This window comes from Kitasatospora sp. NPDC057223 (assembly GCF_042669755.1).
In the GTDB taxonomy this organism is placed as follows: Bacteria; Actinomycetota; Actinomycetes; order Streptomycetales; family Streptomycetaceae; genus Kitasatospora.
The window spans coordinates 1-12440 of the sequence record NZ_JBHUWW010000188.1 but is presented as its reverse complement, the minus strand read 5'-3'; the positions used below and the strand labels follow the sequence as shown (position 1 = coordinate 12440).

9 protein-coding genes and 1 pseudogene are annotated in these 12440 nt (G+C 75.0%); 3 read left to right on the top strand and 7 right to left on the bottom strand.

All coding sequences use genetic code 11. The features are described from left to right. From ACFUK0_RS37100 to ACFUK0_RS37075, 6 genes and pseudogenes are all read right to left on the bottom strand, one after another. Positions 1-811 (bottom strand): annotated as a pseudogene (locus tag ACFUK0_RS37100) (hypothetical protein); the annotation flags it as partial. Between the two features lie 87 nt (positions 812-898). Further along, a complete protein-coding gene (locus ACFUK0_RS37095) occupies positions 899-1900 on the bottom strand; it encodes an HNH endonuclease (RefSeq protein ID WP_380257898.1) in 1002 nt (333 codons plus the stop codon). Between the two features lie 104 nt (positions 1901-2004). Beyond that, a complete protein-coding gene (locus ACFUK0_RS37090) occupies positions 2005-3120 on the bottom strand; it encodes a DegT/DnrJ/EryC1/StrS family aminotransferase (RefSeq protein ID WP_380257896.1) in 1116 nt (371 codons plus the stop codon). Positions 3121-3188: 68 nt separating this feature from the next. Then, positions 3189-4325 carry a DegT/DnrJ/EryC1/StrS family aminotransferase gene (locus ACFUK0_RS37085; protein WP_380257895.1) on the bottom strand — a complete coding sequence of 379 codons (1137 nt, stop codon included), beginning with the start codon at positions 4323-4325 and terminating at the stop codon, positions 3189-3191. Positions 4326-4356: 31 nt separating this feature from the next. After that, complete coding sequence (locus ACFUK0_RS37080; protein ID WP_380257893.1) at positions 4357-5337, bottom strand: NAD-dependent epimerase/dehydratase family protein; 981 nt, start codon at positions 5335-5337, stop codon at positions 4357-4359. Beyond that, on the bottom strand, positions 5334-6494 hold the full coding sequence (locus tag ACFUK0_RS37075) for a Gfo/Idh/MocA family protein (RefSeq protein WP_380257891.1): 1161 nt from the start codon (positions 6492-6494) through the stop codon (positions 5334-5336). The genes ACFUK0_RS37080 and ACFUK0_RS37075 overlap by 4 nt, the downstream gene beginning before the upstream one ends. A 370-nt stretch (positions 6495-6864) precedes the next feature. Here ACFUK0_RS37075 and ACFUK0_RS37070 point away from each other — a divergent pair, with 370 nt between their 5' ends. After that, positions 6865-7332 carry a YwqJ-related putative deaminase gene (locus tag ACFUK0_RS37070; protein ID WP_380257889.1) on the top strand — a complete coding sequence of 156 codons (468 nt, stop codon included), beginning with the start codon at positions 6865-6867 and terminating at the stop codon, positions 7330-7332. A 63-nt stretch (positions 7333-7395) separates the two neighbouring features. After that, on the top strand, positions 7396-7941 hold the full coding sequence (locus ACFUK0_RS37065) for an SUKH-3 domain-containing protein (RefSeq protein WP_380257900.1): 546 nt from the start codon (positions 7396-7398) through the stop codon (positions 7939-7941). A 73-nt stretch (positions 7942-8014) separates the two neighbouring features. On the opposite strand, the gene ACFUK0_RS37060 is transcribed toward ACFUK0_RS37065, so the two are convergent. Beyond that, a complete protein-coding gene (locus ACFUK0_RS37060) occupies positions 8015-9271 on the bottom strand; it encodes a sensor histidine kinase (protein WP_380257887.1) in 1257 nt (418 codons plus the stop codon). Between the two features lie 309 nt (positions 9272-9580). On the opposite strand from ACFUK0_RS37060, the gene ppc reads away from it, so the two are divergent. Beyond that, positions 9581-12385, top strand: a complete 2805-nt coding sequence (gene ppc / locus ACFUK0_RS37055) for a phosphoenolpyruvate carboxylase (protein ID WP_380257885.1) — start codon at positions 9581-9583, stop codon at positions 12383-12385. The last annotated feature ends 55 nt before the right edge of the window (positions 12386-12440 follow it).

Sequence of the window (12440 nt, the reverse complement as noted above, 5' to 3'; positions counted from 1 at the left end):
CGACGGGCGCGCCGGGCAGGCCCATCAGGCCGGGCAGCGCGTCCGGCGAGGCGAGCATGGTCGGGGCGTGCTCGACCGAGGGCGGAGCCGGCGGTCCGGGCGGGCCGCCGGGCCCGGCCAGCATCGTGGGGGCGTAGCCGTCGGCGCCCGGCGGCGGGCCGGGGAAGACCGGCGTGGCACCGGGCGGCGGCGGGGGCGCGACCGGCAGCGGGGCGGCGGGCGGCGGCGGGGGCGGGGGCGGTCCGTCCTGGCCCGACGGCGGGGCGAGCATGGTGGGCGCGTCGCCGGCCGGCCGGTCGGAGTCCGGGGGCGTGCTGAGCACCGAGGGCTGCCGCACCGGCTCGGACGCGGGTGAAGGCGCGGGTGAAGGCGCGGGGGCGGGCGGAGCCGGGGCCGCGGGTGCCGGCTCGGGCGCGCCGAGCCGGGCGCCCTCGGCCGCGATCGCCGCCGCACCGGCCTCCTGGAGCCACTGCGGCGGGCTGAGCAGGAAGGAGGTCGCCTCGACCGGGCCGGGCGCGGGCCTGGCCGCACCGGCCGGGTTGGCCACCACCGGCCGCCCGTACACCTCCTCGTAGCTCCGGACGACCTCGTTGACCGGCAGGGCGGGCCACAGTGTGCTCGCCCCGGTGTCGCGGGCGATCACCAGCCGGGCCTCGCCGCCGTCGGCCGCCGGGCCGCCGGCCGGGTCCACCGACCAGCAGACGAAGCCGAGGTCGAACTCCCGGACCCGTACTTCGCGCTGCTGCGACCGCGGCACGCCGCCGTTGATCCAGTCGTCCGCGAGTTCCTGCGCCTGCGCGTACGTCACCACGCCCGGTTCACCTCTGTCCCCTCACCATCTGTCCCAGGCCCGTCGGGCCGTGCGTACGGCTGTGCGTACCGCTGTCCGTCCCGCACCTCAGTGCGCCGGTACGGCGCGGGCGAACCCGCCGTCCACCATCAGCTCCGCGACCGTCTCCAGCTCCGGCGGGCAGCCGGCCAGCCGGAGCAGGAACGCGTCGAAGTCGTCGCCGCAGGGCAGCAGCAGCCGGGCCACCCGGTCCTCCGGGCTCTCGGGGCCGCCGTTGTCCCGGGCGTCGTCGTACAGGCAGGCCCAGACCGAGCCGGTGCCCTCACCGCGCACCTTGACCGCCAGGATGCCGCCCTGCACGTACGCGACGGCGAGGTAGTCCTTGGTCAGGTGGTCGCGCAGGCACTTGTTGGCGTAGACGAGGTCCTCGACGCCGATCTCCTCGCCGAGCGTCAGGAACGGCTGGTCGACCAGCAGTCCGAACTCGGTGTCGAGCGCCACGCCGACCGGCGCGCGGCCGCCGGCCACCTTGAGGAAGTTGCGGTACGCGCCCGGGAGCCGGTAGCCCAGGCGCTCCTCCGCGTGCTGGACGAGGTCCTCGGGGACGCTCAGCGGGTCACCGCCGTCCTTCGCCAGCGAGAAGTGCACCGGCCGGCGCTCCTGGAGCGGGCGGGTGCCGCGCCGGCTGTGGTCGGCGGAGGAGTGCGCGAGGCCGCCGTGGTGCCGGAGCAGGGCCTTGACCTCGACGGGCACCAGCTCCATCCGGCGCCAGCCCGGCGCCGCCCGGCCCACCGCGTGGTGCCAGGTCCAGCCCGGCGGGGTGGCGACGGCGCTGCCCAGGTCGGCCCAGAGCTCGTGGCCCTGGGTGAACAGCGCGGCGTTCGCCGAGACGAAGTCGGTCAGCCGCAGTTCGTCCACGCCGAAGCCCTCCGGCGGGTCGGCGACCTCGGCGGCAGCGGCGGCGTACGCGCTGAAGTCCGGGTAGCCGTACGCGTCCACCCGGACCCCGGCGGGGTGCCTCTGGGCCCGCACCGGGTCCGGGAACTGCACCACCTGGCCCGCGTACGCCCCGTTGGGCGCGGTGGCGGTGCCGGGCCGACCTGTCGTCATCTGGGAGCCCCCACTGGCTGAAGCCGATTACTGGACACCAGGGTAGGGGGTCGGGCCCGGCGGCGGTCGCCCCGCCTGGAGGTTCGGCGGGCGACGGGCGGCGGTCAGCGGCGGGCGAGGGCCTTGATCAGGGTCTCGGCGACCCGGGTCTGCTGGGCCGGCGTGATCTGCGGGTAGAGCGGGAGGGTCAGCAGTTCGCGGGCGGCCCGCTCGGCGACCGGGAAGCTCCCCTCGCCGTCGCCGAACTCCCGGAAGGCGGGCTGGAGGTGGACGGGGACGGGGTAGTGGATGCCGGCGCCGATGCCGGCCGCCAGCAGAGCGGCCAGCACCTCGTCGCGCCCGCGCCCGACCCGCACCGCGTACAGGTGCCAGACGTGCTCGTTGCCGGGGCCGGCCGAGGGGAGGGTCAGCGCGTCGACGCCCGCGAGGAGCTCGTGGTAGCGGGCGGCGGCGGCCCGCCGGGCGGCGTTCCAGGCCGGCAGCCGGCGCAGTTTGGCCCGCAGCACGACGGCCTGCAGCTCGTCCATCCGGGAGTTGAAGCCGAACCGCTCGTGGACGTACTTGCGGCCGGAGCCGTGGTCGCCGGTCAGGCGGACGGCGGCGGCGAGGCCGTCGTCGTCGGTGAGGACGGCGCCGGCGTCCCCGTAGGCGCCGAGGTTCTTGCCCGGGTAGAAGCTGGTGGCGGCGATCCGGCCCCACAGGCCGCTGCGGCCCTCCTGCCGGGCGCCCTGGGACTGCGCGCCGTCCTCGATCACCGGCCGGTCGCCGGCCAGCGCCAGGAGCTCCCGCATCGGGGCGAGTTGGCCGCCCAGGTGGACGGGCAGCAGGGCCACGGCGGCGGGCAGCGCGTCGGCGGCCCGGGCCGGGTCGATCAACAGGTGCTCGGGATCGGCGTCCACCAGGACGGGGCGCAGGCCCGCCCGCAGCACGGCCTCGGCGGTGGCGACGAAGGTGTTCGCGGGCAGCAGCACGCCGCCGCCGGCGGGCAGGGCCAGTGCGCGCAGGGCGAGTTCGAGGGCGTCGGTGCCGTTGGCCGCGCCGACGCAGTGCCGCACACCGGAGAAGGCCGCGTAGTCGGCCTCGAAGCCGGCCACCACCGGGCCCTTGACGTACGCGCCGGTGGCGAGCACCCGGTCGAAACCGGCCCGGACGTCCTCGGCGACCTCGGCGTGCGCGGCCCGCAGGTCGACGAGCGGGATGGGGGCGTCGGCGGTCGTCATCCGTGGCTCTCCTGTCGGTCGGTCGGGCGGGCGGGCGGTCGGGCGGGTTGGCGGGCGGGGCGGGGCGGTCAGGACAGCGCGGCACCCAGGGCGGCCACCACGCGGTCCTGCTGGGCCTCGGTGAGCGCGTGGTAGAGCGGCAGCACGATCGAGCGGGCGGTGAGGAGTTCGGTGGCGGGCAGCGGTACCCGGGCCGTCCCCTTGTACGGCGCCTCCAGATGGGCCGCCATGATGCCGCGCCGGGCGCTGACGCCGTCGGCGGCGAGGCGGGCGAGCAGGCCGGCCCGGTCGGGGGCGCCGCCGGGCAGCAGCAGCCAGCAGCTCTGGTGGTTGCCGGTGCCGTGCGGCGGGTCGGCGACCAGCCGGGCACCGGGGGCGGCGCCGGCCAGCAGGGTGCGGTAGCGGTCGGCGAGTTCGCGGCGGCGGGCGACCATGGCGGGCAGCTTGCGCAGCTGCACCAGGCCGACGGCGGCCTGGATGTCGGTCATCCGGTAGTTGAAGCCGATCTCGTCGTACGTCTCCAGCAGGCTCGCGCCGCCCGTCGCGGCATGCCGGTCGGCGGCCGAGACGCTCATCCCGTGCTCGCGCAACCGGCGCAGCCGGGCCGCGAGTTCGCCGTCCTGGCAGGTGACCATGCCGCCCTCGCCGGTGGTCAGCAGCTTGCGCGGGTGGAAGGACCAGGCGGCGAGTTCGGCCGTGCTGCCCACCGGGCGGCCCCGGTAGAGCGAGCCGGCGCCGCAGGCGGCGTCCTCGACCACGGTGATGCCGCGCGGGTCGGCGAGGGTGCGCAGGGCGTCCAGGTCGACGGGCACGCCGCCCTGGTCGACGGCGACCACGGCCTTCGTCCGGCCGGTGAGCAGCGGTTCGACGCTCGCCGCGGTGAGGTTGCCGGTGGTCTCGTCGACGTCGGCGAAGACCGGGGTCGCGCCGAGGTAGCCCACGGCGTTGGCGGTGGCGATGAACGAGAAGGAGGGGACGACGACTTCGTCGCCGGGGCCGACGCCGGCCACCAGCAGGGCGAGGTGCAGCGCGGTGGTGCAGGAGGAGACGGCGACGGCGTGCGGCACGCCGAGGTGCTCGGCGAAGGCCCGTTCGAACGCGGCGACCCGGGGGCCCTGGGCCACCCAGCCGGAGCGGACGGCCTCGGCGGCGGCCTCGGCCTCCTCCTCGCCGAGCCAGGGCAGCATGACGGGAATGGTGCTCATCTGCTCTCCAGAGTGCCGGTCGGTCCAGGGGTTACTGCTCGCGCCACCAGGCGACCAGCCGACGCAGGCCCTCGTCGAGGCCCAGTTCGGGCTTCCAGCCGAGGTCGCGTTCGGCCGCCGAGATGTCGGCGAGCCGGCGGACGACGCCGCCGGCCGTGCCCCGGGCGGGGCCGTGCTCGACGTCGAGGTCGGGGCGGTCCATCGCGCCGAGCAGCGCGTCGGCGAGGCCGCGCAGCGAGACCTCGCTGCCGGTGGCGATGTTGTAGACCCGGTCGGTGACCGGTGCGGCGGCGGCCAGCAGGTTGGCCCGGGCGATGTCCTCGGTGTAGACGAAGTCCATGGTCTGGGAGCCGTCGCCGAAGATCAACGGGGGCTGCCCGGCGGCGATCCGCTCCATCCAGCGGATGAACACCTCGGTGTAGCGGCCGTGCACGTCCATCCGCGGGCCGTACACGTTGAAGTAGCGCAGCGCGACGTAGTCCAGGCCGGACATCGCGTGGAAGCTCCGCAGCAGGCCCTCGTTGAACACCTTCGCGGCGCCGTACAGGGTGTCGTTGTGGTACGGGTGCTGGGTCTCGGGGGTGGGGAAGGTGTCGGCGAGGCCGTAGACGGAGGCGGTGGAGGAGGCGACGACCTTGCGCACGCCGGTCTCGGCGGCGGCCTCGACCACGTCGAAGGTGCCGTCGACCATGATCTCCAGGGCGAGGCGCGGTTCGGTGGCGCACTGGGTGATCCGGATCGCGGCGAGGTGGAACAGCAGGTCCGTACCGGGCTCCAGCAGCTCGCGCAGCAGCGCCCGGTCGCGGATGTCGCCGTCCACCACGCGCAGTCTGCCGGGTGCGGCGAGGCGGGCGGCGTCCGCCAGGTTCTCCGCCCGGCCGCGGACGAAGTTGTCCAGGACGACGACCTCCCGGGCCCCGGCCGCGATCAGCCGGTCGACGACGGTGGAGCCGATGGTGCCGGCCCCGCCCGTGACCAGGCAGCGGGAGCCCTCGATCTCTACAGCGTTCACCGTGCGGTGGCCCTCTCCTGAGTGGACGGCTCCTGGACGACGCCGGCGCCCACCGGGACGGTGGCGCCGCCGAGTTCGAGACTGAGCGAGGCCGCGTGCAGCAGCTCCAGCACCCGCAGGCCGGACCGCCCGTCGGTGAGCGCGGCCCGGCCCTCGGTGATCGCGGCGGCGAACTCCGCCATCACGTTGCGCAGCGCCTCCTGCTCCACCAGGGCCGGCGCGACCATCTCGCCGACCCGGTAGGAGATCAGCGCCCGGTGGCGGATCGCGTCGGTCAGCTCGTCCGGCGGGGTCAGGTCCACGCCCCGGTCGTGGACCGCCAGGCGCGCCTGCGGGTTGAGGTCGTCCCAGACCAGCGTGCGGCGCGAGCCGCCGATCAGCGTGGTGCGGACCTTCGTCGGCGAGAGCCAGTTGACGTGGCAGTGCGCGAGCGCGCCGTTGCTCAGCCGGACGGCCAGGTACGCCACGCAGGCCCGGCCGGCGCCGATCGGGTCGGCGCCCTGGGCGCTCACCCCGACCGGCTCCACGCCCGGCGGCAGCACGAAGTCGAGGATGGACAGGTCGTGCGGTGCCAGGTCCCACAGCACGTCCACGTCGGGCTGCACGAGGCCCAGGTTGATCCGCACCGAGTCGAAGAACTGGATGTCGCCGATCTCCCCGCCGTGCACCAGCTCCCGGATCCGGCGCACCACGGGCGTGTAGCAGAAGGTGTGGTCGCACATCAGCACCAGCCCGCGGGCCTCGGCCAGTTCGACCAGTTCGGTGGCCTCCGCGACGGAGGTGGTGATCGGCTTCTCGACCAGGACGTGCTTGCCCGCCTCCAGCGCGGCCCGGACCAGCCGGTGGTGCGCGGCGGCGGGCGTGGCGACGGCCACCGCCCGGACCCGCTCGTCGGCGAGCACCTGCTCGAAGGAGGTGGTGGAGCGGACGGTGCTGTACTCGCCCAGCACCCGGCGCGAGCGGGCGTCGTCCAGGTCGCAGAGCCAGTGCAGGCGCAGCGCGGGCGTCTGCTGGGCGTTGCGGACGAGGTTCGGGCCCCAGTAGCCGGCGCCGATCACGGCGATGCCGATCGGCTGAGCGGGCCTGGCCGGGGGTGGTGCGCCCGGTGTGGGTACGTGTTCGCCCGGCGCCTCGTTGGCGGTTTCTGCGTACGTCATCGCAAGACCCCCCTTGCTCGACGCCGGGGCGCCGTTGCCCCGGGCGGCCTCAACAGCCCTACCGGGCGGTGGAGTTGCCGGGCCGCCCGGCTTCCCCCGCCGGCCGGCCGCCCCGCCGGACCGTTGCAGGCACGCTACCGGCCGCGCCACCCGGGCGGGACGGATTCGGGAAACCGACGGACGATTCGTGACGGCCGTGTGCAGATCCGGCCACAACCGCGTGCCGACCGGTCACGCCTCCTGTACCTCGCAGCACTTCTGCCCCATCCTCCACACCCCGGGTCATCATCTGACAGTGGCGTTTGACAGGCTTGGCCCGCAGGGGCAGATCCGCACAGAAGCAACAAAGCAGCCGGGAGCAGGAGGACGCATGACCATCGAGGACACCACCACGGCCGGCGCCCCCCTGCTGCGCCACCACCGCGACAGCCTGCTGCCGGCCGTGGCCGCCGCGCTGTCCCTGCGCGGCGGCGGGGTGCTCACGCTGGCCGGCGACAAGTCCGAGCACACCCCCGGGCTGCACCCGCTGGTCGGCGAGTTCCTGGCGGCGCTGCCGGTCGAGCAGCGGGAGCGGTTCACCGGCCGCTGCCCGGAGGCCGTCCTGCTCTCCCAGCACCTGACCGCCGTGGACGCGGGGCGCTCCAAGCGCGCCGCCCGCAAGCCGCTGACCCTCGGCGACGCCCGCAAGTCCCTCAAGGGCGCCCGGCTCACCACCGTCCGGATCCGCGAGGAGCACGATCCCGCGCACGGCACCCACGCGCCGCCGTGCCGCTCCTGCGGCCCGCTGCTCGAACACCTGAACGTGCAGAGCGTCGCCGTCGGCCCGCCCACCACCTGACCTACCGGGGCCCCACCCGCCCCGCCCCCGCAAGCCCCCTGTCCCCCATTCCCGGAGCATCCCCTGAACCCGCTCGGTCAGCCTCCCTCCCCCTCCCGGCTCCGGCCCCGGTTCGCCGCCGACGTCGCGGCCGGCCTCAAGCAGGCCGGCTGGCACCCCGGCCGCTGGCAGATCCAGCAGGCCGAGGAGTGGGCCGACACCCTGGCCCACCACGACGGCCCCGCCGGCGACCCCTACCCCGCCCGGCACGCGGTGTTCCCGGCCGCCGTCGAGGCCTGGGCCGAGTTCGGCGGCCTCGCCTTCGAGCCCGCCGGCGCCGGCCGCGACCTCGCCCTCACCCCGTTCCTGCTGGACCCGCTCTGCGGCCTGCACCAGCCCCGGACGCTGGCCGACCTCGGCCGCGCCCTGGACACCAGGCTCGCGCCGCTCGGCGAGGAGATGTACGGCCGCGCCCTGCTCGCCATCGACGAGGGCGGCCGGGTCTACAGCCTCGACCCCACCGGCGAGTGGTACCTCGGCGACAGCGTCGACGAGGCCGTCACCACGCTCCTGCTCGGCATCCTCCCGGACCGCCTGCACACCGCGGCCGGCCCGCAGCCGCCGGCCTGACGGCGGCCCCCGCCGGCCGCTCGGGCCCAGCTCCTCGGGCCAGCGGCTCGGCCCAGCCGATCAGCTCGGCCGATCAGCCCAGCGGCTCCGTCCGCAGGGCGAGGCGGGACGGCAGGACGGCCTCCACCCGGAATCCGCCGTCCTGCTCCGGCCCGGCCGAGAAGGTCCCGCCGAGCGCGACCACCCGTTCGCGCATGCCGACCAGGCCGTTGCCGCCGCCCGGCAGCCCGACCCGCTCCGCGGCGGCGGGGCAGCCGTTGACCACGGCCACCCGTACGCCGTTCGGGACGTACGCCAGCAGCACCGCGACCAGGGCGCCGCCGGCGTGCTTGTGCGCGTTGGTCAGGCCCTCCTGGACGACCCGGAAGGCCGTCTGCTCGGCCTGCGCGGTGAACGCGCGGCGCGCCCCGCTGACCGTGAGGGTGACGGCCATCCCCGCCGCCTTCGACTGGTCGACCAGCCGGGTCAGGCCGTCGAGGCGGTCGGCCGGCTCCTCCGACATCCGCAGCACGCCGAGGATCTCCCGCAGCTCGTCCAGCGCCTGCCGTCCCACGTCCGCGACCAGCTTGGCGCTCTGCGCCGCCTTCTGCGGATCCTTCACGGCGATCCGCTCCACCGCCCCGGCGTGCACCACCATCAGCGACACCCGGTGGGCCACCACGTCGTGCATCTCCCGGGCGATCCGGGTGCGCTCCTCCAGCCGGGCCCGGCGGGCCCGCTCCTGCGCCTGTTCGGCCAGCAGGTCGAGCTCGGTCTCCAGACCGTGCGCACGGTCCTTCAGGGATTCGACCAGGCGCCGCTTCGCCCCGATGTACAGCCCCGTCACCACCGGCGGCACCGTCAGCCCGACCGCGACCAGCACCGCCAGCAGGACGAGCACCCACAACGGCGGCGCACCCTCGTTCGGCTCATCGGGGGTCAGCACCGCGACCAGCGTGACCGCCAGCGCCTCGGCGAACGCCAGCGCCCCCAGCCCGACCACCCGGCGGCGCCGCGACGGCCACTCCCAGGTCGCCGCCAGCGTGTACAGCGACACCACCAGCAGGACGACCCCGAACAGGCCGGGCACGAAGAGCAGCGCCACCAGCACCGGCACCGCGGGCCAGCGCCGCCGCACCACCAGGGTGGCCCCGGCCAGCGCCCCGAGCACCGCCGCCGCGACCGCCGCGGGGAGCCCCAGGCCGAGCCGCCCGCCGACGAAGTCGTACGCCCCGACGGCGCACTCCAGGGCCGCGAGCACGGCCAGCCCGATGTCCAGCAGGGCGCTGCGGCGCCGCTTCCACCACCACAGCGGCCCGCCCGGACCGCCCTCCCCCGGCGTCTTGCTCATGCCCGACAGCCTACGGCCCCGCCGCGGTCCGGTCCCGGCCCGTGCACCCCGGCATCCGGACGGCCGGCACCGCCCTCCCTCCGGGCCAGTGGTCCAGACCACTCGCGGCACACCGGAGCACCGTCGCACCGAACCGGCCGGACGTGTCCGCGATCCGGCCACCTCTCGGACGCCGTCCCCCTTCACACCTATGCTGGTCGCGTCGGACAGCGCGGTCCGCACGCGTCCCTCACCACAATGGGGGCATCTCCCGGCCGCAGGCCGGGAGGGAGAGCCGTTGCCGAACCCCACCACCACAGGGAGCCAGCCGTGACCGCTCCGGTCCCCACCCCGGCGGACAGTCCCACCGCCGCCGACCCGATCGCAGACAACGCCGCCCTGCGCGCGGACATCCGCCGCCTCGGCGACCTGCTGGGCGAGACGCTGGTACGCCAGGAAGGCCCGCAGCTGCTGGGCCTGGTCGAGCAGGTCCGCCTGCTGAGCCGCACCGACGGCGAAGCCACCGCCGAACTGCTCTCGGACATCGACCTGGAGACAGCAGGCAAGCTCGTCCGCGCCTTCTCCACCTACTTCCACCTCGCCAACGTCACCGAGCAGGTGCACCGCGGCCGCGAGTTCGCCACCCGCCGCGCCCGCGAGGGATCCCTCCTCGCCCAGACGGCCGACCAGCTCGCCGAGGCCGACCCCAAGCACCTCGAGGACACCCTCGCCCACCTGGCCGTACGCCCCGTCTTCACCGCCCACCCCACCGAGGCGGCCCGCCGCAGCGTCCTCAACAAGCTGCGCCGGATCGGCGAGCTGCTGGAGCGCATCCACCGCGAGCACGTCGCCTCCGGCCTCTCCACCACCGACCCCGCCCGGCACAGCTCGGCCAAGCGCCAGGCCGACCGCCGCCTCGCCGAGGTCATCGACCTGCTCTGGCAGACCGACGAACTGCGCATCGCCCGCCCCGAGCCCACCGACGAGGCCCGCAACGCCGTCTACTACCTGGACGAGCTCTACCGCGACGCCGTCCCGGAGGTCCTGGAGGAGCTGCACGAGGAGCTTGCCCGGGTCGGCCTGACCCTCCCCGAGGGCGTCCGGCCGCTGACCTTCGGCACCTGGATCGGCGGCGACCGCGACGGCAACCCCAACGTCACCCCGCAGGTCACCTGGGACGTCCTCAACCTCCAGCACGAGTACGGCATCAAGGACGCCCTCGCCGCCGTCGACGACCTGCGCAACTCGCTCTCCACCTCCGAGCGGCTCGCCGGCGCCTCCGTCGAGCTCCTCGCCTCGCTCAACACCGACCTGCACCAGCTCCCCGAGCTGAGCCCGCGCTACAAGCGGATGAACGCCGAGGAGCCCTACCGCCTGAAGGCCACCTGCGTGCGCCTCAAGCTGGAGAACACCCGCGAGCGCCTGGCCGGCGGCACCCCGCACATCGAGGGACGCGACTACCGCGGCACCCGCGACCTGATCGCCGACCTCAAGCTGATCCAGGACTCGCTGCGCAGCCACCGCGGCCAGCTGATCGCCGACGGCCGGCTGGCCCGCGCGATCCGCACCATCGAGGCGTTCGGACTCCAGCTCGCCACCATGGACGTCCGCGAGCACGCCGAGGCCCACCACCACGCCCTCGGCCAGCTCTTCGACCGCCTCGGCGAAGAGGCCTGGCGCTACTCCGACATGCCCCGCGAGTACCGCCAGAAGCTCCTCGCCAAGGAGCTCCGCTCGCGCCGCCCGCTCGCCCCCACGCCCGCCCCGCTGGACGCCGCCGGGACCAAGACCCTCGGCGTCTTCAACACCATCCGCGAGGGCTTCGAGCGCTTCGGCGACGAGATCGTCGAGAGCTACATCATCTCGATGTGCCAGGGCGCCGACGACGTCTTCGCCGCCACCGTCCTCGCCCGCGAGGCCGGCCTGATCGACCTGCACGCGGGCATCGCCAAGATCGGCATCGTCCCGCTGCTGGAGACCACCGACGAACTCCAGGAAGCCGACCGCATCCTGGACGAGATGCTCTCCGACCCGTCCTACCGGCTGCTCGTCTCGCTGCGCGGCGACATCCAGGAGGTCATGCTCGGCTACTCCGACTCCTCCAAGTTCGGCGGCATCACCACCTCCCAGTGGGAGATCCACCGCGCCCAGCGCCGGCTGCGCGACGTCGCCCACCGCTACGGCATCCGGCTGCGCCTCTTCCACGGCCGCGGCGGCACCGTCGGCCGCGGCGGCGGCCCCTCGCACGAGGCCATCCTGGCCCAGCCCTGGGGCACCCTGGAGGGCGAGATCAAGGTCACCGAGCAGGGCGAGGTCATCTCCGACAAGTACCTGCTCCCCTCCCTCGCCCGGGAGAACCTCGAACTGACCATCTCCGCCACCCTCGCCGCCTCCGCCCTGCACACCGCACCGCGCCAGGCCCCCGAGGAGCTCGCCCGCTGGGACGCGGCGATGGACCAGGTCTCCGAGGCCGCCCACACCTCCTACCGCGCGCTCGTCGAGCAGGAGGACCTCCCGAAGTACTTCTTCGCGGCCACCCCGGTCGACCAGCTCGCCTCCCTGCACCTCGGCTCGCGGCCCTCCCGCCGCCCCGACTCCGGCGCCGGCCTCGACGGCCTGCGCGCCATCCCGTGGGTGTTCGGCTGGACCCAGTCCCGCCAGATCGTCCCCGGCTGGTACGGCGTCGGCTCCGGCCTCGCCGCCGCCCGCGAGGCCGGCCTCGGCGACGTGCTGGACGAGATGCACGGCCAGTGGCACTTCTTCCAGAACTTCCTGTCCAACGTCGCCATGACGCTGGCCAAGACCGACCTGCGGATCGCCCGGCACTACGTCGAGCAGCTCGTCCCCGCCGAACTGCACCACGTCTTCGACCAGATCGTCGCGGAGCACGACCTCACCCTCAAGGAGGTCCTGCGCCTCACCGGCGAGAACGAGCTCCTGGAGCACAACGAGGTCCTGAAGCAGACCTTCGGGGTCCGCGACGCCTACCTCGACCCGATCTCCTACCTCCAGGTCGCCCTGCTGCGCCGTCAGCGCGAGCTGGTCGCCCAGGGCCTCCCGGAGGACCCGCTGCGCGCCCGCGCCCTGCTGCTCACGGTCAACGGCATCGCCGCCGGCCTGCGCAACACCGGCTGACCGCGCCGCCGCACCGAGCACGGCCGTGGGGCCGGTACCCGGATCACCGGGTACC